We start from the raw sequence: 1351 nt of genomic DNA on the forward strand, positions 1-1351 counted from the left end.
GTCCTGCACCTGAAATCCGTTGAAGATATTTAGCGAGTGATTCCAGGATCTCCTCCGCGGTTTTGCGCCAGACGAAGGGTTTCGGGTCGGCGTTCCATTGCTCGATCCACGCGGTGATGTCTTTGTCCAGTGCCGCAACACTTTTGTGGACTCCGCGGCGCAGGAGCTGATCGGTGAGGAACCCGAACCAGCGCTCGACCTGGTTGAGCCAGGAGGACCCAGTTGGGGTGAAATGCATATGGAAGCGAGGATGTTCGGCCAGCCAGGCGTTGATCGCCGGCGTCTTGTGGGTGGACAAGTTGTCACAGACCAGGTGGACATCCAGTTCCGCGGGCACGGCCTTGTCGATCGCGATGAGGAACTTCTTGAACTCGGCCGCACGGCGGCGCTGGTAAAGCTTGGAGATCACGACCCCGTCGGCGACGTCGAACGCCGCGAACAAGCTGGTCACGCCGTGGCGAACGTAGTCGTGGGAGTACCGCTCGGGCATGCCGGGCATCATCGGCAGCACCGGCTGCGAGCGGTCCAGTGCCTGGATCCCGGACTTCTCGTCCACGCACAGCACGACCGCCTTCTCCGGCGGATTGTGATACAGCCCGACCACATCGACAACCTTGTCCACGAACAACGGATCGGTCGAGAGTTTGAAACCGTCGGCTACGTGCGGTTTCAGCTCGAACTTGCTCCAGATCCGCCCGATTGTCGAGGGCGACAAGCCACTTCGTTTGGCCATCGAAGACCGCGACCAATGCGTCGCGTCCACCGGCTTCTGCTCCAGGGTCATCGTGAGGACTTCTTCGACCTTGTCCAGCAGGATCGAGGGTCGACGCCCCGGCCGCGGCTCATCGGACAACCCCTCGAGACGTTTCTGCGCGAAACGAGTCCGCCACTTACCTACCGTCTGGGCAGTGATACCCAGTTCAGCTGCCACATCGGAATTGGATTTACCTGCCGCGCAACCCAACACGATCCGGCAACGCTCCGCGAGCGCCTGCGAGGACTTGGCTCGACGCGCCCACCTCTGCAACGTTTCATGCTCATCACCGGTCAACACAATCTCGGCCACCGGCCGCCCACCACGGTCGCGATCACCCAGTCCCTCCAGGCCCTCGGCGGCGAACTGCGTACGCCATCTCGCCGCCGATCCCACCGAGACACCGACAAGCCGCGCAGCACCCGCATTCGACATACCCTCAGCGCAAGCCAGCACGATCCGAGCCCGTTGCGCCTCACGCCGATCCGACGAGTCCGCCCTGCGCACCAGCTCCGCACGCTCGGCGTCGGACACAACGATCTCAACAGCAGAAGGCCCACGATTCGACACGCAAACAGGCTAACAATTTATCTGGCT

General features: G+C 62.2%; 1 protein-coding gene and 1 pseudogene. Both read right to left on the minus strand.

What is annotated here, in order from left to right; genetic code table 11:
- The coding region (locus ACFWPK_RS34540) for an IS630 family transposase (protein WP_378923074.1) at nucleotides 1-1096 on the minus strand (1096 nt) is incomplete at its 3' end.
- Nucleotides 1097-1126: 30 nt separating this feature from the next.
- Nucleotides 1127-1189: pseudogene (locus ACFWPK_RS34545) on the minus strand (hypothetical protein); the annotation flags it as partial.
- Nucleotides 1190-1351: the final 162 nt, after the last annotated feature.

The organism is Nocardia sp. NPDC058519, from assembly GCF_042719755.1.
Lineage (GTDB): Bacteria > Actinomycetota > Actinomycetes > Mycobacteriales > Mycobacteriaceae > Nocardia.